Genomic DNA, 26882 nt, shown 5'->3' with positions numbered 1-26882 from the left:
GGTGCGCTGCCTTTATGGCAGGCGGCGCATTTGCACAAGGCCATGTCGCTGGCTTCCTTGACGAATTCTCCTTGGCCCCCTACGACCTCACACACGCAGCGTTCCCGCCAAGGGACTGAGAGCGATTCCGGTGCGGCTGACCCAATGAGGGGCCAACTCCGGAGCTGCCTTCCCAGCCGGTTTCCGGCCGCGCGGTGATTTGGAAGGCGCATTGAAATGGCAGATAGACTGGGTGTGATGCTGTGCGGCCACGGAAGCCGCGATCAGGATGCGGTGACGGAGTTTGCCGTCCTATCCCGTCATCTCAAGCAGCGGCTGCCGCAATACCCTGTCGAATATGGCTATCTCGAGTTCGCCACGCCAATCATCCGCAACGGGCTCGACAACCTGAAGGCTCAGGGCGTCACCCGCGTGCTGGCGGTGCCGGGCATGCTCTTCGCGGCGGGCCACGCCAAGAATGACATCCCTTCCGTTCTCAACACCTATGCCGCGCAAAACGGCCTCCGCATCGACTATGGCAAGGAACTCGGCATCGATCCCAAGATGATGCGGGCCGCCGGCGACCGGGTGCAGCAGGCCCTTGATGCCGCCGGAAATGATGTGCCGCGCCATGAGACCTTGCTGGTCGTCGTCGGCCGCGGCGCGTCCGATCCTGATGCCAACTCCAACGTCTCGAAAGTTACCCGCCTGTTGTGGGAGGGCTTCGGTTTCGGCTGGGCTGAAACGGCCTATTCCGGCGTCACCTTTCCGCTGGTTGAACCCGCCCTCAAACATGCGGCAAAGCTTGGCTACCGCCGCATTCTGGTGTTCCCCTATTTCCTCTTCACCGGCATTCTGGTGCAGCGGATTTATGATGCCACGGACGCGGTGGCGGCGCGCCATCCGGAGATTTCATTCGTCAAGGTGCCCTATCTCAACGATCACCCGCTGGTGCTCGACACCTTCATCGAGCGGGTGGAGCAGATTCTCTCGGGCGACAACGCGATGAATTGCCAGATGTGCAAATACCGCACGCAGGTGCTGGGATTTGAGGCGGATGTAGGCGCGGCGCAGGAAAGCCAACACCATCATGTGGAAGGCATCGGCACCGGCTCAGCCCCACTATTCACGTTCGATCCCGATGCGATTGTGAAAGGCGGCCATCACCATCATCATCATGGCGATCATGACCATACGCATGCCCCCTACCCGCACGCCGATCATCCGCTCGGCCCCAACAGCATGAAGAAGCCGTGATCGATTATATCCGCGATCCCAAGGCGATCTATGCCCGCTCCTTCGCGCTGATCCGGGCGGAGGCTGATGTTGCGCATCTGCCCCAAAGCGCCCATGGCATCGCCCGCCGCATCATCCACGCCTGCGGCATGCCGGAAATTGCCCAGGACTTGCGCATTACCGCCGATTTTTATGATGCCGCGAAGGCGGCGCTCGACGCGCATAAACCGGTCTTTGTCGATGCCGAGATGGTGAAGCACGGCATCATCGGCAAGAACATCAACATCATCTGCACGCTGAACGACCCGGAAGCGCGCGCCCTTGGCACTGCCAAGGGCACCACGCGCTCCGCCGCCGCCGTGGAATTGTGGGCGCCGCATCTGGCGGGCGCGCTCGTTGTCATCGGCAACGCGCCGACGGCCCTTTTTGCACTTCTGGAACTGATCGGCTCTGGCGCTCCCCGCCCGGCGGCCATCGTGGCGTTTCCCGTGGGCTTCGTGGGTGCTGCGGAATCAAAGGCGGAACTGGTGGCAAACCCGCGCGGCATTCCCTATGCCACGCTTCTGGGCCGCCGGGGCGGCTCTGCCATGGCGTCAGCCGCTGTCAACGCACTCACAAGAGGCGAAGAATGAGCAAGTGGCTCACCATCATCGGCATGGGCGAGGATGGCCAAGGCGGCCTCTCCGCCCAGGCGCGCGCGAAACTGGCCGATGCCAAGGTGATTGTCGGCTCCGAGCGCATGCTGGCGCTCATTCCCGCAAGTAAGGCGGAGCGCCACGTGTGGCCGCAGCCTTTCTCCGCCGTTGTGGATCGCATCAAGCCATTGCGCGGACGCAGGACAGTGATCCTCGCCACCGGCGACCCCATGAATTATGGCGTGGCGCGGAAGCTTCTGAGTTTTATTCCGATCGAAGAGGCCGAGATCATCCCGCATCTCTCCGCCTTCACACTGGCCACCGCGCGTCTCGGCTGGTCGCTGCCGGACTGCGATACGCTGAGCCTGCACGGGCGCGATGCCGCCACGCTCGAACCCTTCATCCAGCCGGGCGCGAAACTGCTGGTGCTGACCGCTGATGCCTCTACCATTCCCGAAGTGGCGCGCCGTCTTGTGGCGCGCGGGTTCGGTGAAAGCGTGATCACCGTTCTGGAAAACATGGGCGGCCCGCGCGAACATCAATCTTCGTTTGCCGCCTCCGCTGTTCCGGCGCGGGACTTCTCTCCCCTGAATACGCTCGCCATTTCCTGCATCGCTGGTCCGCAAGCCAAAATCCTGTCCCGCGCAGCGGGCCTGCCGGATGATGCCTTCCAGCACGATGGCCAGCTCACCAAGCGCGAGGTGCGCGCCACGACGATCGCAGCGCTTTCGCCTGCCCCCGATCAGCTTCTGTGGGATGTGGGCGCGGGGTGCGGTTCCATCGCCATTGAATGGATGCGCGCCACGCGCGGCTGCGAAGCCATTGCCTTTGAAAGCGATCCGGAACGGCTGAAGATGATTGCCGCCAATGCCGATGCGCTGGGCACCCCGCGCCTGAAACTGGTTCCCGGCGATGCCCTTCACACCATGAAAGGCCAGCCGGCCCCCGATGCCGTTTTCATCGGCGGGGGGCTAGGAATCCCTGGCATTTTTGAAACCGCGTGGGAGGCTTTGAAGCCCGGCGGCGCAATGGTGGTGAATGTCGTCACCATCGAGGGCGAATTGCATCTCTATGATCTTCATGAGAAATACGGCGGCGACCTGACACGCCTCGAAATCTCCCGCCTCACCCGCATCGGCCCGCTTCGCGCGCTCAAGCCCCGCATGGCCGTCACCCAATGGCAGACACGGAAACCATGACACAGGGCACTCTTTACGGTGTGGGCGTCGGCCCCGGCGACCCGGAACTGATGACGGTGAAGGCATGGCGGCTCGTCTCCACCGCGCGCGTCATCGCCTATCTCTCGGCCAATGGTGGGGAATCGACGGCGCGCGACATTGCCCGCACCTTCTTCCCTGACGATGCCACGGAACTTGCCATCGACATGCCCATGCGGATCGAGCGCGAGCATGGCGAAAAGGCCTATGATGCCGGTGCGGCGCAGATCGCGGCGCATCTGGAAGCAGGCCGCGATGTGGTGATGCTGTGCGAAGGCGATCCCTTTTTCTACGGCAGCTTCATGTATCTCTTTGCAAGGCTGGCGGGGAAATTTGAGACGGTCGTGGTGCCGGGCGTCTCCTCGATCACCGCCTCCGCCGCCGCCATTGGACGCCCGCTCGCGGCCCGGAACGAGGTGCTGAAGGTTCTCCCGGCCACGCTGGCCGAGGACAGGCTGCGTGAGGAGCTACAGGCTTGCGAGAGCGCCACCATCATCAAGGTGGGCCGCCACCTGCCGAAATTGCGCAATATTCTGGGCCTTCTCGATCTCACCTCGAAAAGCGTGGTGATCGAAAAGGCCACGCGGGATGAGGAGAAAATCACGCCGCTCGCCGATGTGGAGGGCGATGTCCTGCCCTATTTCACAACGATCCTCGTCTATACGGGGCGCGAGCCATGGTAAGGCCTGTCATTTTCGTGCTCGGCGCGTCGGCATTGCCGGTGGCGCAAACGCTGAAGGCGGCGTTCGATGGCGAAATCCACACGCCGGACTGCGTGGCAGGCGGCGATGTTCACTATCCCAAGGCCACGGCGCATCTGGCCAGGCTGTTCCAGGAGCAGCGCCCGATCATCGGCCTGTGCGCCAGCGGCATCCTGATCCGCGCGCTTGCGCCCCATCTCAACGACAAGTTTTCAGAACCGCCGGTGATCGCCGTTGCCGAGGATGGATCGAGCGTCGTTCCGCTGCTGGGAGGCCACCATGGCGCCAATGCCCTCGCGCGGCGCATCGCGGAGATCACGGGCGGCCATGCCGCCATCACCACGGCCAGCGATGTCGCGTTCGGCATTGCACTAGACGATTGCCCGCCGGGATACGCCCTGCGAAACCGTGATGACATGAAAGCCTTCGCGGCAAGGCTGTTGGGCGGCGAAAAGGTGAAAATTCACGGTGATGCGCCGTGGCTTTCGGCCCTTCCGCAATCTGCTGACGCAACGCTCAGCATCACCATCACCGAACTGGAAATGGAGGGCGCGCCAGACCATCTGGTCTATCACCCGCAAACCCTCACGGTCGGAGTGGGTTGCGAGCGGGGCACGCCAGATAATCATGTTCGCGACCTTGTGAATGCGACATTGCTCGCGCATGGGCTGGCCGAGTGGTCGGTCAGCAACTACGGCACGCTTGATCTGAAAGAAGATGAGCCAGCGATTGCGGAAGACTTCTGGCCAGAGATCAGGTTTTTCACGGCTGACGAACTGAACGCGGTAGCTGGCCGGGTTCCTCAGCCGTCCGCTACTGTTGCTGTGGCAACTGGCACACCCTCGGTCTCGGAAGCGGCGGCGCTGGCGCTGGCAAATCCCGATGGGGCGATCATTGTGCCGAAGACCAAGAGCAACCGCGCAACCTGCGCCGTAGCCCGTTCGCCGTCACCGGTTATTGAATCACGAGGCCGCGAGTTGGGCATCCTGAAAGTGGTCGGGATCGGCCCGGGCGGTTGGTACATGCGAAGCCCGCAAGCCACCACCGCTCTCAGCATTGCCAGTGACTGGGTTGGTTACGGCCTCTATCTCGATCTGGTCCAGCGGGTGAAAACGGATCAGACAGAACACCGCTTTCCGCTGGGCGGCGAGGAAGAGCGTGTGCGCCATGCGATTGCGCTGGCGAAACAGGGGCGCACCGTGGCGCTGGTGTGTTCGGGCGACGCCGGCATCTATGCCATGGCGGCGCTGGTGTATGAGATTCTCGATTTGGAGCCCTGCCGCATCCGGGTTGAGGTGATCCCCGGAATCTCGGCGTTTCAGGCGGCGGCGGCAAAGGCCGGGGCGATGATCGGCCATGATTTCTGCTGCATTTCGCTGTCCGATCTATTGACGCCTTGGGACATAATCGAGCGGCGCGTCAAGGCGGCGGCGGAAGGCGATTTCGTGATATCCTTCTATAATCCCCGCTCGCTGAAACGGCGCGACCAGCTTGAGCGGGCCTTTGCCATTCTGGCCAAGCACCGGCCGCCGGAGACGCCCGTCATCATCGCCTCGAACCTGGGCCGCCCGGAAGAAAAGGTGAAGATCGTGCCCTTCTCAGACTTTAACCCCGGGGATGTGGACATGCTGACGCTTGTCATGGTCGGCTCCTCGCAATCGAAATCCTTCAAGCGCGGCAATGGCGAGACCTATGCCTATACGCCGCGCGGTTATGCCAGGAAGCGAGAGGCCGCCGAATGACTGTCCATTTCATCGGCGCAGGTCCCGGCGCGCCGGATCTCATCACGCTGCGCGGCCTGAAACTCATCCAGTCCTGCCCGGTCTGCCTTTATGCGGGATCGCTGGTGCCGGAGGAGATCGTCAAGGCGGCGCCTCCGGAGGCGCGGGTGGTCGATACCGCGCCGCTGCATCTCGATGAAATCATTGCCGAGATCGAAGCGGCGCAGGCCAGGGGCCATGACGTGGCCCGCGTTCATTCCGGCGACCCTTCGATCTATGGGGCGATTGCCGAGCAGATGCGCCGCCTCGATGCGCTGGGCATTCCCTATGACGTGACACCCGGCGTTCCCGCCTTTGCCGCTGCGGCGGCAGTGCTCAACACCGAATTCACGCTGCCCGAAATCGCCCAGACGGTGATCCTCACCCGCACCACCATGCAGGCCTCGCCGATGCCCGAGGGCGAGACGCTGGAGGAACTTGGACGCTCCAAGGCGACGCTGGCCATCCATCTTTCCATCCGCAATCTCGGCTATATCGAGCGGGCGCTCACGCCCTATTACGGCGCTGATTGCCCTGTTGTCGTGGTTTACCGGGTAACATGGCCGGACCAGCAGATCATCCGCGGCACCCTTTCAACGATTGCCAAGAAGGTCCGGGCGGCGAAGCTCACCCGCACGGCGCTGATTTTGGTGGGTCCGGTGCTGGATGCGCAGCATTTCCGCGACAGCGCGCTTTATGATGCCGCGCATGAGCATGTGCTGCGAAACCGCAAAACGGTGAAGGCGGTCTCTTAACCAATCCCGGCTAGGCTTCTGGCGCCTTCCGGAGCCTGAGCCGTGACTGAACAGCCTGCCGTTGAAAACCTTGTGAAAACCGTGCTGGAGCCGCGCAAAGGCCCCGCGCCCGGCGAGGGCCCAAGCACCCGCGAGCGGTTTCTCGAGGCGCTGGTGCTGTGCCTCGCCAATCTCTACACCCGCATGCCACTGCCCGGCACGATGTTCGACCGCGCCATGCTGCGCGTGCTGACGGAGGGCATGGAAGATACCGATGCCTCCAAATTCGCCAACCGCACCGAGGACTGGATCCGGCTGGAAGGCATCGTGCGGGCGGCGGAGGGCCAGAAGGCCTATATCATCAGCCGCACCTCCATGGCGGTGCTTTCCACCACCACCTCGCGCGGCACGCTGGGCGAGGCGATGGAGGCGGCGCTGGCCAAATATCTGGAAAAGCCGCCGAGCGAGGCCTTGCGCAAATCCACCCGCCAGATGGGCAGCTATTTCCTGACGCGGATCGCCCGCAGCTAGGGTTTGACTTCAAAAATTTGGGCCGATGATGTTTCATGTGAAACATTTCCTAGGACCGTTTTCATTGCGGTTTTTGATGCTTTTCGCTGCAAAATCGCCGGAAATTACATGTTTTTTCGTTGGTTTTTGGAGCTGCCGGGATGCCAAAATCATGGGCGCGAAATTGACTCTGTCAATTTCCCGCCGGTGCCCGGTTTCCCGCTCAGATTGAAAACAGATCGCCCTGCGCAACGGCTGGCGCGTGCTCGTGGCGGAGCAGCCACTGCTTGCGGTGGAGGCCGCCCGCATAGCCGGTGAGCGTGCCGTCGCTGCCGATCACCCGGTGGCAGGGCACGACGATGGCATTGTGATTGCGGGAATTGGCGATCCCCACGGCGCGCGACAGGTTGGGGTCGCCCAGCCGCCTTGCGACCTCGCCATAGGATTGCGTTTCCCCGCAGGGGATGCGCCGCAGCTCCGCCCACACCTGCCGCTCGAACTCCGTGCCGCCGCCATCGGCGGGGATGCCGTCAATGGCCGAGAGGTCGCCCGCAAAATAGGATCCGATCAGCGCCGTGAAGCCGAAGGGATTATCCGTGTGCTGAGCGTTTTCTCCCGGAAACCGCCGCCGCATCTCGCGGGCGATGCAGGTCTCCTCCTCGTCAAACTCCAGCGCCAGCAACACCCCATCCCGCGCCATGAGGGCCATGGGGCCCAAGGGGGTGGAGATGCGGTCGTGGAGGATGGGAGGCATGAAAGCGTTTTCGACTGCGCCCGCTTGCCCGTCAATCCGAAAACTTTATTGAAAATGTTTCCGAGGCGATAAGCAAGAGACATTACACTTCCGTCAGATTCATTTTGACGGATCATGATGGTCACGCCGCCGATAGCCGCCAAACCGCGCGTCGCGCTCTTTATCGATGCAGAGAATATATCGCACACGCTGGCATCGCAGATTGTCACGCATGCTTCAGCATTGGGCAATTTGATCATCCGCAATTGCTATGCAAAGGCAGACAAGCTGAAAGATTGGGAGTCCGCGATCAAGGCGCATCACATGGTGCCGATGCAGACGCCGCAGCACCTCAAGGAAAACGCGAGTGACTTTGCTCTCACCATTGATGCGGTGGCTCTCCTGCACGGCGATCGATTTGATCATGCGGTAATCGCGTCGAGCGATGCAGATTTTTCGTTGCTGGCCATTCATCTTCGCCAGCACGGGAAAGCAATCACGGGAGTCGGGGAAAATAAAACTGATCAGTCTTTTCGGAATAGTTTTGACGATTTCAAAACCGTTCCCGAACCGCCCGAGGCAATAGTCAGCGACACTGAATTGCTGCGAATCTTTCGTACCGTTTCAAAGGATGGCATCACGGCTCACGCGGGACAACTTGGACAAGCTCTTCTTAACGAGTATCCGCATTACAAAAAAGGCTATGGGTCAACGGGGGCGTTTTTGGAAGCGCGAGGGCTTTTTACCAGAGAGGGCCAGATCGTCACGCTCACCCCAATCCGTCACGACGGTTCCGCTAACTGTTTAAATCCAAAGCGGGATTCCTGCTTTCGCAGGAATGACGAAAGGGAGAGACCAACCGTAAATTGAAGCACAGCGGCCTGGCTACCCCAGCCTTCCCAGCGCCTCGTTGACTTTGGCCTTGCGGGCTTCGAGTTCGGCTTTGCGGTCGCGGCTTTCTTCCAGCACTTCGGGCGGGGCTTTGGCGACGAAGCCGGGATTATTGAGGCGGCCGTCGATGCCGGCCATGTCCCTGGCGATCTTTTCGAGTTCCTTTGCAAGCCTCTGGCGTTCGGCGGCGAAGTCGATGACGCCTTCGAGGGGCAGCGCGACGGTGGCTTCATCGAGCACGATCTGGGCCGCAGCCTTGGGCACCTGATCCTCGAAGGTGATGGCGGAGAGCCTTGCCAGGCGCATGATTTCGTTTTCCCATGCGGCAGCCCTCCGGCGGGTTTCGGCATTGGCGGAGACGATGACGGCGCTGATCCTGGCGCCGGCGGGCACGTTCATTTCGGCGCGCACCGAGCGCACATCGGAAATGAAGCGGATCGCCCATTCGATTTCGGCATCGGCCTCCCGGTCGCCCAGCCCCTTGTACGCTGGCCATGGGGAATCGATGAGCCATGTCTTGCGCTCCGCCGTCTGCTGCCAGAGTTCCTCGGTGACGAAGGGCATGAAGGGATGGAGCAGCAGCAGGATCTGGTCCATCACCCAGGCGGCGGTGGCGCGGGTTTCGGCTTTCGCCGCTTCGTCCGTGCCCAGAAGAATTGGCTTGATGAGTTCCAGATACCAGTCGCAGAAGACATTCCAGACGAACTGATAAAGGGCGCCTGCGGCTTCATTGAACTTGTAGTCTTGAAGCGCCTGCTTCACCGCGCGTTCGGTGCGGGCGGCTTCACCGGCGATCCAGCGGTTGACGGTGACGCGGGCGGCCAGCGGATCATAATTTTCATCGCGCTTCACGCCATTCATCTCGGCGAAGCGGGCGGCGTTCCACAGCTTGGTGCCGAAGTTGCGGTAGCCTTCGACGCGCGATTTCGCCAGCTTGATGTCTCGCCCCTGTGCCGCCATGGCGGCCAGCGTGAAGCGCAGCGCATCGGCACCATAAGCGTCGATCAGCTCCAATGGATCAATGACGTTGCCTTTCGACTTCGACATTTTCTGGCCCTTCTCGTCGCGGACCAGCGCGTGGATATAGACGGTGTGGAACGGCACCTCCTTCATGAAGTGAAGGCCCATCATCATCATGCGGGCGACCCAGAAGAAGATGATGTCGAAGCCGGTGACGAGAACGTCGGTCTTGTAATGGCGCTTGAGCTCCGGCGTTTCATCCGGCCAGCCCAGCGTGGAGAACGGCCAGAGCGCGGAAGAGAACCAGGTGTCGAGCACGTCCTCGTCGCGCTTCAGTTCAATTTCATGGCCGAAATGTTTCGCGGCATCGGCTTTCGCTTCCGCCTCGCTTTCGGCGACGAAGATCATGCCATCGGGCGCATACCACGCAGGAATCTGGTGGCCCCACCAGAGCTGGCGCGAGATGCACCAGGGCTGGATGTTGTTCATCCATTCAAAGTAGGTTTTGTCCCAGTTCTTCGGGATGAAGGCGGTATCGCCCTGCTCCACCGCCCGGATGGCGGGCTTCGCCAGTTCACCGGCATTCACATACCACTGCTCGGTGAGCATCGGCTCGATGACGACATTGGAACGGTCACCGAAGGGCTGGGCGATGACCTTGTCTTCCTTGCCGCGATAGAATCCCAGCGCCTCGATCTCTTCCAGCACCATCTTGCGGGCTTCAAAACGGTCCTTGCCGTTGTAACGCTCGGGCACATGGTTCTCGGGCGTCGAGATCATGCGCGCCTGTGTGTCCATGAGCTTCAAGAGCGGAATGTCGTGGCGGCGGGCCACTTCAAAGTCGTTGAAATCATGCGCGCCGGTGATCTTGACGGCGCCGGTGCCGAATTCCGGGTCGGGATATTCGTCCGCAATGATGGGGATCAACCGCTCGGCAATTGGCAGGCGCACCAGCTTGCCGATGAGGTTTTTATACCGCTCATCCGAGGGGTGAACGGCCACCGCACCATCGCCCAGCATCGTCTCAGGGCGCGTGGTTGAGATGACGATTTCCGAAATGCCGTCAATCTCGCCATCAACGAGGGGATAGGCGAAGGACCACATGCTGCCCTTGGTCTCGCGCGTTTCAACCTCGAGATCGGAAATGGCGGTCTGGAACACCGGGTCCCAGTTGACGAGGCGCTGGTCCTTGTAGATCAGGCCTTCGCGGTAAAGCTGCACGAAGACCTTGAGAACGGCGCGCGACAGGCCTTCGTCCATGGTGAAGCGCTCGCGGCTCCAGTCGCACGACGCACCCAGGCGCTTCAACTGGTTGATGATCGTGCCGCCCGATTCCTCTTTCCATTCCCACACGCGCTTGAGGAAAGCCTCACGCCCCATGGTGCGGCGGTCTGTCTTGTTCTCCTGCGCGAGAAGGCGCTCCACCACCATCTGGGTGGCGATGCCGGCGTGATCGGTGCCGGGCTGCCAGAGCACATCCTTGCCGCGCATGCGCTCGAAGCGGCAGAGAATATCCTGAATGGTGTTGTTGAGCGCGTGCCCCATGTGCAGCGAGCCCGTGACATTGGGCGGCGGGATGACAATGGTGAAGGCTTCCGCTTTTGGCTTGCGGCCGGCCTTGAAGAAGCCGCGCTTCTCCCATTCGGCATAGAGGCGGGCTTCCATTTCGGCAGGCGTAAAGGTCTTCTCGAGCATCGGGGATTCTGCATGGGTTGGCGTTGGCGGGCTATAAACACCAGCCCGCCCGCACATGCAACCCGAGGTCAGACCTTGCGGAGGCTCGAGGGCCTTGGCGGGCTTGTGAAGGTGATGCCCACCTCATTGCCCTTACGCCACATGACTTTTGCGTCGCGCTCGATATTGTCGCCCTGGGTGACAAAGCGGAAGGTGCTGGGCACCGCCATCTGCTCGCCGCATATGAGTTTCGCGCCGGTGTCGGAAATATCCCTGATCTTGCAATCGACGGTCGAGGCATTGTTGCTGTGGATGATCTTGCCCATCTTCAGCACCCGCATCCGGCGGGCGGCGCGCAATTCGGGATGATCCATAGGCTGCGCCATCGCGCACACTCTTTCCGTGAACGGAGCAATGCTAGGCGGCAAAGGGTTTATAACCGGTGAAGCCGCTGTGCCTAAAATTTGCGCGGTGGAGCGGTTTTGGCGGGGCCGGTGAACATGACGCCCAGCTGGTCCTCCCGCCGCCACACCACATGGGCGGGCTGGATGGAATTGGTGGAGCGGATGAGCAGGCGGAAATCCGTGGGCACCGAGGCCGGATCGGCGCAGCGGAGCCTCGCACCCAATTCCGAAATGTCGCGGATGGTGCAATCGAAGACCGACCACTTGTCCATGGTGACGATCTTGCCCTCCTTCAGCACACGCTGGCGGGGCGCTCCGCGCTTGTTCGGCTGTTCCATAGATTCCACCAGGCCGGGTGCGGCCTTCCGGAACACTACTTATGATTGTTTATAATGTGGTAACGACAACCCTTGGTGGCGGCTAGCGGCCGCGGCGGGCGACGCGCTCGATTTCTTCGCGCACCAGCCGCTCCACCAGTTGCGGCAGGTTGTCGTCGAGCCAGCTCTTGAGCATGCCGCGCAGAAGATCGGTGGTCATCGCCTCGAGCGAGCGGTTGGCGGTGGCGCGGCTGAGGAGATTGTCGGCCAGCCTGTCGAAGGCGGCACCGGTCGCCTGAGACGCATCATGGGAGAGCAAGGGCTGCGGCTTTGGCGGCGGCGGAGGCGGTTCAACCTCTTCCGGCTCCGGCTCCCATGCGGCTTCGGCGACGGCGGCCTGGCGCGCGGCGTGGAAGGTCTGCTGGGGATCATAGTCGTCAATGGTGCCGCGGAGGGACGGCGCGCGGCTTTCCATCTGGCGGTAGGAGGGCTGCTGGCGGATGGGGGCTGTGCCCGCGAAGGACGGCACGCGGGTGGCGGGGCCGGTGCGCAGTTGCGCCGCCGTCTCGGTGACGCGCGAGCGGTTGATGCGGTCGCGCAGGTCCTGGATTTCCTGTTCGGCGGCGCTGCGGGTTTCAACGCTGCGGGTCTCAACGGGCTTCGGCACTTCGCGCAAATGGCGGACCAGGGCCGGCGGGGCCGAGCGCGCGGCGGGCACTTCGCCAATGTCCTCGTGGATCGCCTTGCGGATCGAGGCGAGCAGATCTTCCATTTTCGGTTCGGCGGACACGGCGGGGCCCTTCTCCGGTGACGGATGAGTGATTCGGCCTCCATCTTAAAACCCGCGCCATGGCCGGGCCAGATGCGGGGCACGTCTTGTCAACAGGGCTGAAGGCTATTCCACCGTTTCGACGCCGGTGCCGATCCATTTGCCGCGGGTGGCGTTGTAATTTTCCTGCGGATCGTAATAGGGCACGTTCAGGTGCTGGTCGCGGGCGGTGAGTTCTCCGACGGCGGCGAGAAGCTGGTAACCGGCGAGGATCTGGCTGCGCTGGGCGTTCACCAGCGTGGTCTTGGCGGTCACCACATCGGCCTGGGCGTTCAGCACATCCAGCGTGGTGCGGGTGCCGGCCTGATATTCCTGCCGGACGCCATCCAGCGCCAGCTGCGAGGCCGAGACCTGATCCTTCGCCGCGGCGATGATCTCACGCGAGGCGGCGAGCGCGCTCCACGACGCCGACACGGCCTGGCGCACCGAGCGCGCCACCTCGATCACCGCGATGCGCTGCTGGCTGGCCAGCTGCTTCGCCTCACGGATGCTGGCGTAGGCGGAGCCGCCCTCATAGAGCGGAACGGACAGGACGCCCGCCACCGAATAGGTGTGCTGCTTGCTGCCGGAATTATGGTCAAAATCGTTGAGATAGGCCGCCTGCCCCTGCAGCGAAATCTGCGGCAGGAGGGCCGAACGCTGCACGTCGATCTGGTGCAGCGAGGCATCCTCGACGAAGGCGGCGGCGAGAATATTGGGATTGAGCTGAGCCGCCTTGGCGAGCGCGATCTCCACGCTGGGCGGCATGCGGCGGAGTTCGGGATAGGTGAGCTTGCCCGGCTGCTTGCCAATGATCTGCAGATATTTGGCGACGTCGCCGGCAAGGATGGCCTGCTGATTGGCCAAGGATCCCTTGGCGCCCGACAGGCTGGCGCGGGCCTGCGCCACATCGGTGCGGGTGATTTCACCAACCTTGAAGCGTTCGTCCGAGGCACCGAGCTGGGCCTGCAGCACCCGCACGTTTTCCTGCTGGAGGGCGACGAGCTGGCGGTCGGCATAGACGTTGATATAGGCGGACACTGCGTTGTAGAGCACGCTCTGCTCGGTGGCGAGGAGGTTCTGCTGGCCCGCCTTCACATTGGCCTCGGCCTGGGCGACCGACGCCGTTGTCCTGCCGCCATTATAAATCGGCTGGGTGAGCGTGATGCTGACCGAGCCCGGCACTTCCTTGATCTTGGCGCTGTTGTTGGTGATGTAAGACTTGGTTTTGCCGCCAACCGCCTCGACCTCGGTCTGGACGGTGACCGTGGGACGCCAGCCGGACAGGGCTTGCGGCACCTGCTCGTCAGTAGCCCGCTGTCCGGCGCGCGCGCCTCTCAGCGTGGGGTTGCCGAGATAGGCCTGCGCCATGGCATCCGCCACCGTGTCCGCAAAGGCAGAGGCCGGGGCCATCACCGCCGCCGCCATTGCAAGACCCAATATCCGCCGAACCAAACTGCTCTTCATCGACCACTCACTTTTGTCTGACGTCCCCGACTTCCCGCTCCCCAACGCAACCGGGCTGGCTCTTCTGGCCAGTCCCTCAGAATACAAACGCAGGCTTCTTCTTCTGGAACCCCGGCAGCGCCGCGATCGACGCATCAAAGGCCTTGCGGCGCGCCACGGTGCTGCCGCTGACGGTGAGCACGCAGGCCTTCGCCATATCGGCTTCGCCCACCACGGCGACAAGACGCCCGCCATCGGCAAGCTGACTAATCAGGCTTTGTGGGATTTCCGCCACGCGGCCCTCGACCACGATGACATTGTAAGGCGCGTCAGCCTTGACACCTTCACTCAGCGCGCCTTCGGCGATCTTGACGTTCGCCTGCCCGGCGAGCGCCTTGCGGATGCCGCCCAGCAGGGCCGAATCACTTTCCAGCGCCACCACCGACTTTGCCATCCGAGCCAGCACCAGCGTGCCGTAGCCGGTGGCTGCACCGACATGCAGCACCTTGTCTTCCGGGGTGATGGCGGCCAGCTGGATGAGCTTGGCGAAGGACATGGCATCGATCAGGCAGCGCGGCTCAAGACCTGAAGAAAGCGGAATGTCTTCATCGGCATAGGCGACGGCGCGGCGCGCCTCTGGCACGAAATCTTCACGCGCGAGGCCCGCCATCGCATCGATGATTCGATGGTCGGTGACGCCATTCGGCCGCACTTGCAATTCGATCATGTTTTCGCGGGCTGCAGCAAAATTCATAACGCAAATTCCTGTGACTCAAACATGCAAGGGTGACTTCCGGTGTTACCCAAACTGACCTTTCAAGTCCACCTGCGGTCACCGGTTATTAACCGGTGAGTGGGAAGGAATGGCTGTTGTTTCACCGGGGGCCTTCGACTATACGGCTCCCCGGTTGGCCTCGTGGCGGAGTGGTTACGCAGAGGACTGCAAATCCTTGCACCCCGGTTCGATTCCGGGCGAGGCCTCCAATTTCCTTTTTTCAATGCTTGCCCGGACGGGGCGCACCGAAGCCGAACAGATGGGCATGGCGCGGCGCCTTGCGGTGCAGGAAGGCGCCCATCTTGACGGTGAGCCTGCGGTGGGCGCGGCGGGCCATGGGAAAATCAACCGCCAGTACTGCCAGCCCCACCGGGATCATCCAGAAGCCGAGAATGGGCAGGAAGCCCAGCAGGCCGCCGGAGACAAGGGCAATGCCCAGCGTGGCCCGCGCCACCGGGTGGCCCGGGAGCGGAATGGTGCGGCCGGCGATTTTCATTTTGCCCATGGCGGGAATATAGGGGGCACGCGTTGCAATTCCACTCCGCCCTGCCCCGATAAAATCCTTTGCCCCGGCAAGCGGGTCTGCTATAGGGCGGCCATTCCCCGATAGCTCAGTTGGTAGAGCATTCGACTGTTAATCGAATGGTCCCTGGTTCGAGTCCAGGTCGGGGAGCCATTTCGGTACGAAACTGCGAACGCCAAACCCCGCAGTTTCCACTCCAGGCTTTCCTCCAGACACCTCGGTGAGGGTCTGGAGGAGCTTGAGGGCCGAACCACGGATCACAATCTGGTCCGATCCCACCTCAGCCCGCTGTACGAGACTTTGAATGTGGCTCCTCCGGAAGGTTCCGTCCTCCCTGCGCAGCCGCAGGCGCGCCATCCGGGCGAACTCGTTGATCGATTCCATCGTTATGGTAGCGCTCCGGGCATCCCGGCTTTCCGCGCGCTCGACGTCGGCCCTAGCCGAATCTCTGACCCGCTTCAGTTCCCCGATCCTCCCTTTCAGGTTCGGATCGTCGAGGTCGGCCAAACCGTTTTCGATGGCCCGATAAAGCCGGGTCAATTTTTCCTCGGCGTCGGCAGCTTGATGTTTTAGGGCGGTGATCCGCTCCTTTTCCTTCTCGGCGTGGTCCGACCGGCGCTCCACAAGCGCCCCCAGCATGGTTTCCAGACGCCCCGGCGCGAGCAGCCGCGTCTCGATATGCTCGACGACGATCGAATCCAGCTCCGCCATTGGGATGGTCCGACCCTTACAGCCCGTCTTGCCCTGCCGGGCTGCGGTGCAGCAGGTGTAGTAACGGTATTCCTCACCCTTGCCGGACGTTCGCAGGGTCATAGCTCCGCCGCAGTCGGCGCAATAGACTACCCCTCCCAGGAGGGTCGGTGAATTGACGAAGCGTGGCGCCTTGAGCTGCGGAGCCCGCGACTTGAGCAGTTCCTGAACGGCCTCGAATTCCTCGGGCTCGATGATCGCAGGAACCTCTACCTCGACAATGTCCTCAGGGTTCTTTTTGGTGCCCTTGCGCTTGCCGCTGACGTTGAAACGGTGAACCCCGATGTAGGTCGTGCGTGTCAGTAGTTCGTGGACTGCCCCCAGACCCCAACGGCCGCCCGTCTGCGTCCGGAGCCCGCGTTCGTTCAGGTAGCCCGCGATTTGCCGGACGCCCAAGGAGCCGTCCCCGTCGCCGACGCGGGCCAGGCGAAAGATCAGCCGCACGGTCTCGATATGGATGGGATCGGGCTCGATCTTCTTCTTGGTCCGCGCTCCCCGCATTTCGGCGGCAACGATCTTGTAGCCGAACGGCGGACGGGAGCCGTTCCAATAACCTTTCCCAAAATTCCGCGCGACCCGCAGAGGATCGGGGCTCATTTCGACCTCGCGGGTTCGCTGGATAATCGCGCGTAGAGCATCGGCGGCTTATAGATTTCGTCGATCCCAAAGAAGAGAGGCCATGTCCTGATAGGGAACGGCCACTCGGAATAACATCTTCCCAAGCAACGTATATTTGACCGATAATTTACTCTGATGGCTAGAGCACAAAACTTGGTGTTCCATCTGCGCATAGCTGTAATAAAGCACGCATTGCGGGGTTTTCAGTCGTCGTTCGCCACAGAATGCTGAATTCTACCAACTCTTGCGAATTGCTTAGGTGAACGAAACTTACGCCCGAATAGCTCGTTCCAAGCGCGGATTCACTCGAGAGCGTCAGCCCAAATCCTCTCGCGACCATGTTGAGCAGGTTCTCGGCCCCTACATTGTGCGCCACGATGCGAGGTCGAAAGCTTGGCCCGGACAGTTGTCGCACGAGGTAGTCTTCGATTTCAGGACCAGATCCTTGGGCGCGCACGATGAAGACCTCATTCCGAGCATCCTCCAGATTGACGCTCTCGTTTGAAGCGAGGGCGTGCGTTGCGGGAACCGCAAGCAAAATTCGTTCACGCCACAAAGGACGAATCTGGCAACCTGCTAACCGCGGTGATCCGCAAACGAAGGCTACATCGAGCCTCCCCTGCGAAACCCCCGCGGCAATCGATTGAGAGCTGCTCTCCTCAACCACGACATCGATGGTTTTGTGCTTCCGATGAAAGCGGTTAAGCAGGTCTGCCAAAAAGCCGCTGGCCAACGACCCGACTATTCCAACACGCAGAATTCCACTGTGTGCCGAACGAACATGGCGTAGGTCGGTGACCGCACGAGACAGATGTTCGGCACCAAACGTTGCCTCCCGAATAAAGCGCTCTCCGGAATATGTTGGGCGGGCTCCCGTTCTGCTGCGTTCAAACAGCGCGACGCCAAGCTGCGCCTCCAAGAGCTGAATGCGCCTCGTAATTGTGGATTGCGGTATATTCGTTGCATCTGCTGCCCGCCGAAAGCTCCCGTGCTCTGCTACGAGCATGGCATACTTCAGATGGCGGAGATCAAAGGCGAGGTCTGGCATATCGCTTGTCTCCCCATCCAGGTTGCGATGTAAAAAGCCGATCAATGATCGTCTCGCGGAGGCCCGAGAGCGGGCATTTTGGCGACCGCGTGAGGCCGAGATTGAAACCGTCGCGCGGTCGTCGCGCCATCTACCAGGGCGTATTGCCGTCCGGTTCGACGAAGGAGCCAGAGACGGCGCCCTCGCCGAGCAGCGCATATTTGACGGGCAGCCTTGCTCCCTCTTCCGGGGTCATGATGCCGGTGTTTCCGTTGAGATCGGTCTTCACAAAGCCTGGGCTGACGGAGTTAACGACCACGGAGGTGCCGCGCAGCTCCTCGGCCAGTGTCACCGTCAGCATGTTCAGCGCCGCCTTCGATGCGTTGTAACCGATCAATCTCACGGCATAGTAAGTCGATGACGGATCGCCATTGAGCGTGAGGGAGCCCAGCGAGCTCGACAGGTTGACGATCCGTCCGGCGGGCGATTGGCGCAGCAGCGGCAGCATCGCCTGGGTCACCGCCAGCGTGCCGACGAAGTTGGTGTCCATGATGCGGCGCGCAGCCTCCGGCGAGCCCGAACTCGGCGGACCATCCTCGGCTTCGAGGATCCCCGCGTTGTTGACGAGAATGTCGAGCCGGCCATGCTCGGCCGCGATGGCTTCGACCGCCGCCGCGATGGTGTCACGGTCGGTCAGGTCGAGCCGCACGAACTGCGACCGAAGCCCGGCGGCGGAAAGCTCGGCGACCGCCGCGCTGCCTCGACCGGGATCTCGCGCGCCGACCAGGACATGGATTCCGGTTTGCGCAAGCTGGCGGGCGATCTCAAGGCCGATGCCTTTATTGGCGCCCGTGACGAGGGCGATGCGATTGTCGTTCTTCATGGTCTGATCCTTGAATTGTGCTGGAGGGGAGGCTCAATCGGCGAGAAGTGTTGCCGCGCAGGCCGAGATAGCAGTAGAAGCGAAGCTGAAGGGCGCCGGTATCGTCCTCGAAAATCTCGTTGACGATCGCCCCCTCGCGCGGGCCGGTCGCCTGGAAGAAGGTGACCTTGCTCTGCGGTTCGAGGGTGATGATCTCGCGCAGATCGGAGCCGGCGATCGTGGCTTCGCGCACGAAATGGGTCGTGCTTTCCTCGACGACCTCGCATCGTGTGCAGAGGCCGGGCGGCAGAAACAGTCGGGCGTCACGGGCCTTGAGTTCCAGACCGGCCCAGGCTTGCGCCCGGGACAGCCTGGTCTCGCCTTCCGCATTCACCGGAACGGTGGCGGTCGAGAAGATCATGTCGGATTCCTTTGAGATTGCGGTCGAGTATGGGCGACGGCGCTCAGGCCGTCGGATTCTGCTGCGCGGCGAGCGCCACTGCGAAATCGCGATAGCTGTGCAGCGGGCGGCCCAGGATCCGGGTCAGCCGCTCGACGTCGCCGTCTCGCGGGATCATGCCGTCGGTGACATAGCGCTCGGCCATCAGGCGCATCTCATAGGCCGTCCACTTCGGCATGAAGGTCGCCATGTTCTGCTCGAAGCCGCTCGGGTCATCGCCGCCATAGGCGATCGGGCGGCCGAGGATTTCCGACCAGATCGCGGCCACGCCCGAACCCGTCAGCGTGTCGGGGCCGACCAGGTTGATGGTCTCGATCGGCAGCTTGCCCGGCGCCTGGTCGCGGCGGATAAGCTCGATCGCCGCCACCTCGGCGATGTCGCGGGCATCGACCATGGCGATGCCCTTGCCGCCGATCGGCATCGGATAGACGCCATAGTTGAAGATGACGTCCTTGATCATGACCTCGTTGTCGATGAAGTAGGACGGGCGCAGGATCGTGGCGGAGAAGCCCATCTGCTCCAGCATGCGCTCAGCGCCGGACTTCACCGCGAAGTGCGGCACGTTTACGGCGTGGTCGGCGCCGAACACCGACAGGTAAACCACCCGCTCGACGCCGGACTCCCGGGCTATGTTGAGGGTGATGATGGCCTGGGTGAATTCGTCGCCCGTCACCGCGTTCAGCAAGAACAGGGTGCTGACGCCGTTGAAGGCGCTGCGCAGCGCTTCGATGTCCAGCAGTTCGCCCTGCACGACGTCGACGCCGGCCGGGAAGCTAGCCTTCGAGGGATCGCGGGTGAGCACACGGACCTTGGCGCCGCGCTGGACGAGTTGGTCGACGACATGGCGGCCGACGCGGCCGGTAGCGCCTGTAACGAGAATGGTCATGGAAATATCTCCGGGTTGGGTTGCTTGACACCCGGAATATTATCGACCCACATCCGATCCAATAGACGCCAAATCTAGACAGTCCGTCTCACATGTGGAACAGCGACCAATGTGCAACCCGGCCAGTTGGCCGAAGGCCGATCCACATTTTCCGCAAAATGCGCTATAGTGCCCTAAATTGTCCCAACGATGGAACGCCCATGGATTTGCTAGCGCTTGCCGATTTCAATCTCGTCGCCCGCCACGGAGGTTTCGGCAAGGCCGCTCGCGCAGCCGGGCGCCCCAAGGCAACCTTGTCCCGGCGCGTAGCCGAGTTGGAGGCGAGCCTCGGCATCCGTCTGCTTGAACGTGGCGCGCGAGCCCTCAAGCTGACCGAGGAAGGGCGCGCGTTGTTCGAGCGCGCCGGCCACCTGCTGACAGAACTAGAAGAGACGGCCGCGGCGATCGCATCGGGAGGAGAGCGTCCGCGAGGGCGGCTGCGCATCAGCGCTCCCTTGCTGTTCTCGCAGACCGCGATGGGAAAGATCGCCGGCGAATTCTCTCTGAAGTATCCCGAGGTGAGACTGGAGGTTTCGACGGAAGACCGCGCCGTCGACATGATCGAGGAAGGCTTCGACTTGGTGATCCGGGTGAACCCGAGCCCGGACGAAAGCTTGGTCGGACGGATTTTCCTGCGCGATCGACTGGTGGTCGTGTCCAGCCCCGCTCTCGCGCGACCCGCCGCGAACGAAGCCGCGCGTGCGGTGGTACGCTCGACGGGCGACCGACAGACATGGGTAGTAAAGACTCCGGACGGCGTCGAAAAGATCTTGGTCGAGCCGGTTCTGGCTCTGTCCTCCATGATCATGGTCCGTGATGCCGTCCGAGCAGGCGTCGGCGCCGGACGGCTGCCAATCTCGCTGGTCAGCCACGATCTGGCCGACGGCACGCTCGTGCTTTGGGGAGACATCGACGGGCCGGAGATCGCTCTGTGGACGCTATATCCGTCACGGCGCCTGCTGAGCGCCCGCGTAGCCGCGTTCCTCGATTACCTGAAAAAGGCTTTTCCCATGGGGACGCCCGACGAATTGGCAGCCTATATCGGCAAGTAGGTCTGAAGCGCACTCGGTGCCTGCTCGAATGCTGCAAGTTTCCCTACGCGATTAGGCCGTCTCAGCACCGAGACGCGGTGTCCAGATTCGGCGACTTCCGCCCGGTATGGGCAATGATTAGCCTTCTGGGCCTGTCAAGCAACACGCGCAGGGGAAGTCTTATGACAAGCAATGCTGATGCTAGGCGCCCGACGCGCCTCGATGTCGCAGTCACACGGGAAATCTTTATTGATGCCCCGATCGACGAGGTCTTCGATTTCCTTGCCGCGGAGGATGTGCTCCCCAAGATCTTGACGGGCTACGGGCTTGTGCCCGGTGTCGCATCGACCTCCGACATTTCAGGTCCCTGGGATCAGCCCGGCTCACACCGCGTCGTGCATCTCGCCGATGGCAGCACAGTCAACGAGGGCGTCACGGAGTACGATCGTCCTTCCTATTTCTCCTACCGGGTAAGCGATCCGAGCTTCGCGTTAAAACATCTCATGGATGGCGCACGCGGGCAGTTCTGGTTCGCGCCGGCGAAGGGGGGAACCAACGTCAAATGGACCTACACCTTCCGAGCGAAGAATAGCTTTTTGAAGCTGCCGCTGACGCTGTTCGTGAAGACCCAATGGAAGGGATACATGAACGTCTGCTTGAGAAACGTCCTCAAACGCCTCGACCAGCTCGACCGGCGCATGACGCGCATGGAGCGCGATCTGGGCATCTCGGTCGAAATGCTCGCCGTCTTCGTGCGCTTCTGGCTCACCACGAACCCGCCGCTGCCTGAGCCGGCACAAGCCGCGGCGCGCGCCCAGGCAGGCGAACGCTATGACGCCTTCGTCGCCGCGCTCGGCCGGCGTCTGGCCAAGGGTCCGAAGCTGCGCCAGGAGATTTCCGAGGACATCGAGTCCTCGCGCGACGCGTAATAAGCATCGAATACGGCAACTCAAGTATTCGTCGATACCGCCGAACACCTGTCTTTCTGCGCCACGCTACTACTACGCCCTGAGACCTGTTGCCCAAGCGCGGTTTCCGGTTCTCTTAATCATCCCCGATCCAGGGACGGCCTGACGCGGTCCCGCAAAGAACGGGGACAACGTGGCGGCTCCTTCCGAAAAATCTGAGGCGATACTTCGAGGGGCTCGCATGCTGCGGACCGCTCTCGGCCCCGCCATCGCCGGGTTTCTCGGGGACGCCAGCGTAGTCGAGGTGATGCTCAACCCCGACGGCCGCCTCTGGATCGACCGTCTGTCCGAGGGCTTGTCCGACACCGGCGAGCGGCTTTCGGCCGCCGATGGCGAACGCATCGTGCGCCTCGTGGCGCACCATGTCGGCGCCGAGGTTCATGCCGGAAATCCACGCGTCTCGGCCGAGCTGCCGGAAACGGGGGAGCGATTCGAGGGCCTCCTGCCGCCCGTCGTCGCCGCGCCGGCCTTCGCGATCCGCAAGCCCGCCGTCGCGGTGTTCACCCTGCAAGACTATGTCGAGGGCGGCATCATGTCGGCCGACCAGGCCGAGATCCTGCGCCAGGCGGTCGCCGATCGCCGCAACATCCTCGTTGCCGGCGGAACGTCGACCGGCAAGACCACGCTCACCAACGCTCTGCTTGCCGAGGTCTCAAAGACTTCCGACCGCGTCGTGCTGATCGAAGACACGCGCGAGCTTCAATGCGCCGCGCCGAACCTCGTCGCCATGCGGACCAAGGATGGCGTCGCGTCGCTTTCCGATCTCGTCCGCTCGTCGCTACGCCTTCGTCCGGACCGGATTCCGATCGGCGAGGTGCGCGGCGCCGAGGCGCTCGACCTGCTCAAGGCCTGGGGCACCGGCCATCCCGGCGGGATCGGCACGATCCACGCCGGCACGGCGCTCGGCGCGCTGCGCCGCCTCGAGCAACTCATCCAGGAAGCCGTCGTCACCGTCCCGCGCGCGCTGATCGCCGAGACGATCGATCTCGTCGCCGTGCTCTCCGGCCGTGGCGCCATCCGACGCCTGGCCGAACTCGGCCGCGTCGAGGGCCTCAACGCCGACGGCGACTACCGCGTCCGCCCCGCAATCCAGCCCCCCGAAGGAGACCCCGCATGATCCGCCGTGCCCTGCATTTCCGTCGCCATATCGCGACCGCCGCATCCGTCATGATCGCCAGCGTCATGCTGGCGCCCGCAGCCCATGCCTCCGGCTCCTCAATGCCGTGGGAAGCGCCGCTGCAGTCGATCCTGGAATCGATCGAAGGCCCCGTCGCCAAGATCATCGCGGTGATCATCATCATCGTCACCGGCCTGACGCTCGCCTTCGGCGACACGTCGGGCGGCTTCCGCCGGCTTATCCAGATCGTCTTCGGCCTGTCGATCGCCTTCGCCGCGTCGAGCTTCTTCCTGTCGTTCTTCTCGTTCGGCGGCGGAGCGCTCATCTGATGGCCGGCCTTACCGAGAACGGCGGCGAGGTCCCGGGCTACAGCGTCCCGGTCCACCGGGCGCTCACCGAGCACATCCTGCTCGGGGGCGCGCCGCGGAGCATCGCCATCCTCAACGGCACGCTGGCCGCCGCTCTCGGTCTGGGCCTGCGCCTCTGGCTCGTCGGCATCTTCATCTGGGCCATCGGCCATTTCGCCGCGGTCTGGGCAGCCAAACGCGATCCGCAGTTCGTCGATGTCGGGCGCCGGCATCTGCGCATCCCCGGTCATCTCGGAGTTTGAAGCCGGCCATGATGAATCTCGCCGAATATCGTCGGTCCTCGACCCGTCTCGCAGACTTCTTGCCCTGGGCGGCGCTCGTCGCGCCCGGGGTCGTGCTCAACAAGGACGGCAGCTTCCAGCGCAGCGCGCGCTTCCGTGGGCCCGATCTCGACTCCGCCGTGCAGGCCGAACTTATCGCTGTCGCCGGCCGCCTCAACAGTGCGTTTCGCCGGCTTGGCAGTGGCTGGGCGATCTTCGTCGAGGCGCAGCGCCACCCGGTCGGCGCCTATCCGGCGAGCAGCTTTCCCGATCCCGCATCGGCGATGGTCGACGCCGAGCGCAAGGCCGACTTCGAGGAAGACGCCGCGCACTACGAGTCCAGCTACTTCCTGACCTTTGCCTTCCTGCCGCCCGCCGAGGACGCCGCGCGCGCCGAGAGCTGGCTCTATGAGGGCAAGGCCGATCGCGGCGTCGACGCCTGGGAGGCGTTGCGTGGCTTCATCGATCGGACCGACCGCATCCTGCAGCTCGTCGAAGCCTTCATGCCGGAATGCGCATGGCTCGACGACGTCGAGACGCTGACGTTTCTGCACACCACCGTCTCGACCAGACGCTACCGCGTCCGCGTTCCTGAAACTCCCATGTATCTCGACGCGCTGGTCGCCGATCAGCCGCTCACCGGCGGTCTGGAGCCGCGCCTCGGCGAAGCGCATCTGCGCATCCTGACGATCGTCGGATTCCCGACCGCCACGACGCCTGGCATCCTCGACGAGCTGAACCGGCTTGCCTTTCCGTATCGCTGGGCCACACGCGCGATCCTGCTCGACAAGACGGACGCGACCAAGCTGCTCACCAAGATCCGGCGGCAGTGGTTTTCCAAGCGCAAGTCGATCGCCGCGATCCTCAAGGAGGTGATGACCAACGAGGCAAGTGTCCTCGTCGATACCGACGCCGCCAACAAAGCCGCCGACGCGGACCTGGCGCTCCAGGAGCTGGGCGCCGACTATGCCGGCCAGGCCTATGTCACCGCCACGATCGCGGTTTGGGACGCCGACCCGCGCGTGGCGTCCGAAAAGCTCCGTCTCGTCGAGAAGGTGGTTCAGGGCCGCGACTTCACGGCCATGCCCGAGACGATCAATGCCGCAGACGCCTGGCTCGGCTCGCTGCCTGGTCATGTCTACGCCAACGTCCGGCAACCGCCGATCTCGACGCTCAATCTCGCCCACATGATCCCCCTAAGCGCGGTGTGGGCGGGGCCGGAACGGGATGAGCACTTCAGTGCACCCCCCTTGCTCTACGGCAAGACCGAAGGGTCCACCCCGTTCCGGTTCTCCATTCACGTCGGCGACGTCGGCCACACCCTGGTGGTCGGCCCGACCGGCGCCGGCAAGTCCGTCCTGCTGGCGCTGATGGCGCTGCAGTTCCGTCGCTACGCCCAAGCCCAGGTGTTCGCTTTCGATTTCGGCGGGTCGATCCGCGCCGCCGCGATCGCGATGTCCGGAGACTGGCACGATCTCGGCGGCGGCCTGACCGAGGGTTCGGCCGATAGCGTCGCGCTGCAGCCACTGTCGCGGATCGACGAAGCCGCCGAGCGCGCCTGGGCAGCGGACTGGATCGCCGCGATCCTCATGCGCGAGAGCGTCCAGATCACGCCGGAGGTAAAGGAGCTGATCTGGACGGCGTTGTCGTCGCTCGCCAGCGCGCCGATGGGCGAGCGGACGATGACCGGCCTGTCGGTGCTGCTCCAGTCCAACGACCTGAAGCAGGCGCTGCGCCCTTATTGCGTCGGTGGATCCTATGGCCGGCTGCTCGACGCCGAGAGCGAACATCTCGGCGTCGCGACCGTCCAGGCCTTCGAAACCGAGGGCCTGATCGGCACGGCTGCAGCGCCTGCCGTTCTGGCCTATCTATTCCATCGCATCGAGGACCGGCTGAACGGCGAGCCGACGCTCATCATCGTCGACGAAGGCTGGCTTGCCCTCGACGACGAAGGTTTCGCCGGCCAGCTCCGGGAATGGCTGAAGACGCTGCGCAAGAAGAACGCCAGCGTCGTGTTCGCCACGCAGTCGCTCTCCGACATCGACGGCTCGGCGATCGCGCCGGCCATCATCGAAAGTTGCCAGACGCGGCTGCTCCTGCCGAACGAGCGGGCGATCGAGCCACAGATCACGGCGATCTACCGACGCTTCGGCCTGAACGACCGCCAGATCGAGATCCTCGCGCGGGCCATGCCGAAGCGCGACTATTACTGCCAGTCGCGTCGCGGCAACAGGCTCTTCGAGCTCGGCCTTTCGGACGTCGCGCTGGCGCTCTGCGCCGCATCCTCCAAGACCGACCAGGCGGCCATCGACCGCATCGTCTCCGAGCACGGGCGCGACGGCTTCCTCCCCGCCTGGCTGCGCCATCGCGGCGTCGACTGGGCTGCGGATCTCATCCCCAACCTCACCAACCTGGAGAGTCAGCCATGAAACTGCGTGTTCCCCGCGCGGCACTCGCCGCCGCCATCCTCGCCGCACCGCTGTCGGTGTCGCCGGTGATGATCGCCCCGGCCTCGGCCCAATGGATCGTCTACGATCCTACCAATTACGCCCAGAACGTCCTGCAGGCCGCTCGCGCACTCCAGCAGATTAACAATCAGATCACCTCGCTGCAGAACCAGGCGCAGTCCCTGATCAATCAGGCGCGCAACCTAGCGAGCCTGCCGTATTCCTCGCTCCAGCAGCTCCAGCAGTCAGTCCAGCGGACCCAGCAGCTCCTCCAGCAGGCTCAGGGCATCGCCTACAACGTCCAGAACATCGATCAGGCGTTTCGCACTAATTACGGCGCCGGAAGCGCCTCGATGTCCGCCTCCGACCAGCAGCTCATCGCGCAGGCGACGGAGCGCTGGAACAACACCGTCTCCGGCCTGCAGGACGCCATGCGCGTCCAAGCCGGCGTCGTCGGCAACATCGACACCAACCGCACGCAGATGTCGGCGCTGGTCGGCCAAAGCCAGGGCGCGACGGGCGCATTGCAGGCCACCCAGGCCGGCAACCAACTTCTGGCCTTGCAGGCCCAGCAACTCGCCGATCTCACGGCCGTGGTCTCCGCCAACGGCCGGGCGCAGGCGCTCGCCGAGGCCGAGCGATCCGCCGCCGCCGAACAGGGCCGCGAACAGCGTCGCCGCTTCCTGACGCCGGGCACCGGCTACCAGCCCGGCAACGCGCAGATGTTCCCCGGCAGCAACTGAGGG

27 protein-coding genes, 2 tRNA genes and 2 pseudogenes are annotated in these 26882 nt (G+C 63.1%); 18 read left to right on the top strand and 13 right to left on the bottom strand.

The annotated features are described in order from the left end of the window. The first annotated feature begins 216 nt into the window (after positions 1–216). From QM694_RS03300 to QM694_RS03270, 7 genes are read left to right on the top strand one after another with little or no spacing between them, the layout of a single operon-like run. The gene (locus tag QM694_RS03300; protein ID WP_415005515.1) at positions 217–1236 is read left to right on the top strand and encodes a sirohydrochlorin chelatase; all 1020 of its coding nucleotides are present in this window, start codon (positions 217–219) and stop codon (positions 1234–1236) included. Next, on the top strand, positions 1233–1847 hold the full coding sequence (locus QM694_RS03295) for a precorrin-8X methylmutase (protein ID WP_415005514.1): 615 nt from the start codon (positions 1233–1235) through the stop codon (positions 1845–1847). The genes QM694_RS03300 and QM694_RS03295 overlap by 4 nt, the downstream gene beginning before the upstream one ends. Continuing rightward, the gene (gene cbiE / locus QM694_RS03290) at positions 1844–3049 is read left to right on the top strand and encodes a precorrin-6y C5,15-methyltransferase (decarboxylating) subunit CbiE (protein WP_415005513.1); all 1206 of its coding nucleotides are present in this window, start codon (positions 1844–1846) and stop codon (positions 3047–3049) included. The genes QM694_RS03295 and cbiE overlap by 4 nt, the downstream gene beginning before the upstream one ends. Further along, complete coding sequence (gene cobI, locus QM694_RS03285; RefSeq protein WP_415005512.1) at positions 3046–3750, top strand: precorrin-2 C(20)-methyltransferase; 705 nt, start codon at positions 3046–3048, stop codon at positions 3748–3750. Before cbiE ends, cobI begins: the two co-directional genes overlap by 4 nt. Then, positions 3744–5510: a precorrin-3B C(17)-methyltransferase gene (gene cobJ, locus QM694_RS03280; protein WP_415005511.1), complete on the top strand. Its 1767-nt coding sequence runs from the start codon at positions 3744–3746 to the stop codon at positions 5508–5510. The genes cobI and cobJ overlap by 7 nt, the downstream gene beginning before the upstream one ends. After that, positions 5507–6283: a precorrin-4 C(11)-methyltransferase gene (gene cobM, locus QM694_RS03275; RefSeq protein ID WP_415005510.1), complete on the top strand. Its 777-nt coding sequence runs from the start codon at positions 5507–5509 to the stop codon at positions 6281–6283. The genes cobJ and cobM overlap by 4 nt, the downstream gene beginning before the upstream one ends. Positions 6284–6325: 42 nt before the next feature. Continuing rightward, positions 6326–6793, top strand: coding sequence for a hypothetical protein (locus QM694_RS03270; protein ID WP_415005509.1), 468 nt, complete (start codon positions 6326–6328; stop codon positions 6791–6793). A gap of 202 nt (positions 6794–6995) precedes the next feature. Here the strand turns inward: QM694_RS03270 and QM694_RS03265 are convergent, their stop codons facing one another. Next, positions 6996–7526 carry a methylated-DNA--[protein]-cysteine S-methyltransferase gene (locus tag QM694_RS03265; RefSeq protein ID WP_415005508.1) on the bottom strand — a complete coding sequence of 177 codons (531 nt, stop codon included), beginning with the start codon at positions 7524–7526 and terminating at the stop codon, positions 6996–6998. 114 nt (positions 7527–7640) lie between these two features. Here QM694_RS03265 and QM694_RS03260 point away from each other — a divergent pair, with 114 nt between their 5' ends. Continuing rightward, the gene (locus QM694_RS03260) at positions 7641–8375 is read left to right on the top strand and encodes an NYN domain-containing protein (RefSeq protein WP_415005507.1); all 735 of its coding nucleotides are present in this window, start codon (positions 7641–7643) and stop codon (positions 8373–8375) included. A 15-nt stretch (positions 8376–8390) separates the two neighbouring features. Here the strand turns inward: QM694_RS03260 and QM694_RS03255 are convergent, their stop codons facing one another. The 6 genes from QM694_RS03255 to QM694_RS03230 form a co-directional block, all read right to left on the bottom strand. Further along, positions 8391–11051, bottom strand: coding sequence for a valine--tRNA ligase (locus QM694_RS03255; protein ID WP_415005506.1), 2661 nt, complete (start codon positions 11049–11051; stop codon positions 8391–8393). A 68-nt stretch (positions 11052–11119) separates the two neighbouring features. Then, a complete protein-coding gene (locus tag QM694_RS03250; protein WP_415005505.1) occupies positions 11120–11416 on the bottom strand; it encodes a PilZ domain-containing protein in 297 nt (98 codons plus the stop codon). A gap of 71 nt (positions 11417–11487) precedes the next feature. Then, complete coding sequence (locus tag QM694_RS03245; protein WP_415005504.1) at positions 11488–11772, bottom strand: PilZ domain-containing protein; 285 nt, start codon at positions 11770–11772, stop codon at positions 11488–11490. A gap of 82 nt (positions 11773–11854) precedes the next feature. Next, a complete protein-coding gene (locus QM694_RS03240; protein ID WP_415005503.1) occupies positions 11855–12541 on the bottom strand; it encodes a PopZ family protein in 687 nt (228 codons plus the stop codon). A 105-nt stretch (positions 12542–12646) separates the two neighbouring features. Next, entirely contained in the window at positions 12647–14026 is a 1380-nt protein-coding gene (locus tag QM694_RS03235) for a TolC family outer membrane protein (protein ID WP_415005502.1), read from the bottom strand. Between the two features lie 76 nt (positions 14027–14102). Then, a complete protein-coding gene (locus QM694_RS03230; protein WP_415005501.1) occupies positions 14103–14759 on the bottom strand; it encodes a protein-L-isoaspartate O-methyltransferase family protein in 657 nt (218 codons plus the stop codon). Positions 14760–14915: 156 nt separating this feature from the next. Between QM694_RS03230 and QM694_RS03225 the strand changes: the two genes are divergently transcribed. After that, positions 14916–14989: transfer RNA gene (locus QM694_RS03225), tRNA-Cys, on the top strand. An 11-nt stretch (positions 14990–15000) separates the two neighbouring features. Here the strand turns inward: QM694_RS03225 and QM694_RS03220 are convergent. Beyond that, positions 15001–15276, bottom strand: a complete 276-nt coding sequence (locus QM694_RS03220) for a PGPGW domain-containing protein (RefSeq protein WP_415005500.1) — start codon at positions 15274–15276, stop codon at positions 15001–15003. 104 nt (positions 15277–15380) lie between these two features. Between QM694_RS03220 and QM694_RS03215 the strand changes: the two genes are divergently transcribed. Next, a tRNA-Asn gene (locus QM694_RS03215) sits at positions 15381–15456 on the top strand. Here QM694_RS03215 and QM694_RS03210 read toward each other — a convergent pair. From QM694_RS03210 to QM694_RS03190, 5 genes are all read right to left on the bottom strand, one after another. After that, positions 15415–16554, bottom strand: a complete 1140-nt coding sequence (locus QM694_RS03210; protein WP_415005760.1) for a recombinase family protein — start codon at positions 16552–16554, stop codon at positions 15415–15417. The genes QM694_RS03215 and QM694_RS03210 overlap by 42 nt on opposite strands. Positions 16555–16810: 256 nt before the next feature. Beyond that, a complete protein-coding gene (locus QM694_RS03205; protein WP_415005499.1) occupies positions 16811–17719 on the bottom strand; it encodes a LysR family transcriptional regulator in 909 nt (302 codons plus the stop codon). Between the two features lie 130 nt (positions 17720–17849). Further along, the gene (locus QM694_RS03200) at positions 17850–18581 is read right to left on the bottom strand and encodes an SDR family oxidoreductase (RefSeq protein WP_415005498.1); all 732 of its coding nucleotides are present in this window, start codon (positions 18579–18581) and stop codon (positions 17850–17852) included. Next, positions 18538–18981 carry an AtaL-like protein gene (locus QM694_RS03195; RefSeq protein WP_415005497.1) on the bottom strand — a complete coding sequence of 148 codons (444 nt, stop codon included), beginning with the start codon at positions 18979–18981 and terminating at the stop codon, positions 18538–18540. Before QM694_RS03195 ends, QM694_RS03200 begins: the two co-directional genes overlap by 44 nt. 43 nt (positions 18982–19024) lie before the next feature. Then, the gene (locus tag QM694_RS03190) at positions 19025–19906 is read right to left on the bottom strand and encodes an SDR family oxidoreductase (protein WP_415005496.1); all 882 of its coding nucleotides are present in this window, start codon (positions 19904–19906) and stop codon (positions 19025–19027) included. A 200-nt stretch (positions 19907–20106) separates the two neighbouring features. On the opposite strand from QM694_RS03190, the gene QM694_RS03185 reads away from it, so the two are divergent. The 8 genes and pseudogenes from QM694_RS03185 to trbJ all read left to right on the top strand — a co-directional run bounded on the left by QM694_RS03185 (position 20107) and on the right by trbJ (position 26879). Further along, positions 20107–20997 (top strand): LysR family transcriptional regulator, encoded by an 891-nt coding sequence (locus QM694_RS03185; protein ID WP_415005495.1) that lies wholly within the window; start codon positions 20107–20109, stop codon positions 20995–20997. A gap of 113 nt (positions 20998–21110) precedes the next feature. Beyond that, positions 21111–21638, top strand: a pseudogene (locus QM694_RS03180) (SRPBCC family protein); the annotation flags it as partial. A gap of 9 nt (positions 21639–21647) precedes the next feature. Then, positions 21648–21905 (top strand): annotated as a pseudogene (locus QM694_RS03175) (CopG family transcriptional regulator); the annotation flags it as partial. A gap of 172 nt (positions 21906–22077) precedes the next feature. After that, a complete protein-coding gene (trbB, locus tag QM694_RS03170; protein ID WP_415005494.1) occupies positions 22078–23061 on the top strand; it encodes a P-type conjugative transfer ATPase TrbB in 984 nt (327 codons plus the stop codon). After that, positions 23058–23390: a TrbC/VirB2 family protein gene (locus tag QM694_RS03165; protein ID WP_415005493.1), complete on the top strand. Its 333-nt coding sequence runs from the start codon at positions 23058–23060 to the stop codon at positions 23388–23390. The genes trbB and QM694_RS03165 overlap by 4 nt, the downstream gene beginning before the upstream one ends. Then, positions 23390–23671, top strand: coding sequence for a VirB3 family type IV secretion system protein (locus QM694_RS03160; RefSeq protein WP_415005492.1), 282 nt, complete (start codon positions 23390–23392; stop codon positions 23669–23671). The genes QM694_RS03165 and QM694_RS03160 overlap by 1 nt, the downstream gene beginning before the upstream one ends. Before the next feature lie 8 nt (positions 23672–23679). Beyond that, the gene (trbE, locus tag QM694_RS03155; protein WP_415005491.1) at positions 23680–26118 is read left to right on the top strand and encodes a conjugal transfer protein TrbE; all 2439 of its coding nucleotides are present in this window, start codon (positions 23680–23682) and stop codon (positions 26116–26118) included. Next, entirely contained in the window at positions 26115–26879 is a 765-nt protein-coding gene (trbJ, locus tag QM694_RS03150; RefSeq protein ID WP_415005490.1) for a P-type conjugative transfer protein TrbJ, read from the top strand. Before trbE ends, trbJ begins: the two co-directional genes overlap by 4 nt. Positions 26880–26882: the final 3 nt, after the last annotated feature.

Source organism: Aestuariivirga sp. (assembly GCF_047602625.1).
GTDB lineage: Bacteria > Pseudomonadota > Alphaproteobacteria > Rhizobiales > Aestuariivirgaceae > Aestuariivirga.
This window is presented reverse-complemented; position numbering and strand designations above follow the sequence as displayed.